The following is a 723-nucleotide window of genomic DNA, read 5'->3' on the forward strand; positions in this document are numbered from 1 at the left end:
GTTGTGTCTGCGGATTTGCCTACAAACACCACCTACGCACTTTCACCAGGACAACCGTCGCCTGGCCCACCTAGCCTTCTCCGTCCCCCCATCGCAATTACAAGTCGTGCAGGAATATTAACCTGCTTCCCATCGATTACGCCTTTCGGCCTCACCTTAGGGGTCGACTCACCCTGCCCCGATTAACGTTGGACAGGAACCCTTGGTCTTCCGGCGAGGAGGCTTTTCACCCCCTTTATCGTTACTTACGTCAGCATTCGCACTTCTGATATCTCCAGCATACCTCTCGATACACCTTCGCAGACTTACAGAACGCTCCCCTACCACTCACGCTTAGCGTGAATCCGCGGCTTCGGTGCCTGGTTTGAGCCCCGTTACATCTTCCGCGCAGGCCGACTCGACTAGTGAGCTATTACGCTTTCTTTAAATGATGGCTGCTTCTAAGCCAACATCCTAGCTGTCTGAGCCTTCCCACATCGTTTCCCACTTAACCAGAACTTTGGGACCTTAGCCGGCGGTCTGGGTTGTTTCCCTCTTCACGACGGACGTTAGCACCCGCCGTGTGTCTCCCGGATATTACTTACTGGTATTCGGAGTTTGCATGGGGTTGGTAAGTCGGGATGACCCCCTAGCCCAAACAGTGCTCTACCCCCAGTAGTATTCGTCCGAGGCGCTACCTAAATAGCTTTCGGGGAGAACCAGCTATCTCCGAGTTTGATTGGC

Annotated in this window: 1 rRNA gene (only partly in view); it reads right to left on the minus strand. The window is 53.9% G+C overall.

From position 1 onward, the window contains the following. A 23S ribosomal RNA gene (locus MUW49_RS18445) occupies nucleotides 1-723 on the minus strand; its annotated part runs 774 nt beyond the window's last position; the annotation flags it as partial.

Source organism: Aeromonas sp. LsrichE-8G, assembly GCF_022869435.1.
Classification (GTDB): domain Bacteria; phylum Pseudomonadota; class Gammaproteobacteria; order Enterobacterales; family Aeromonadaceae; genus Aeromonas; species Aeromonas caviae.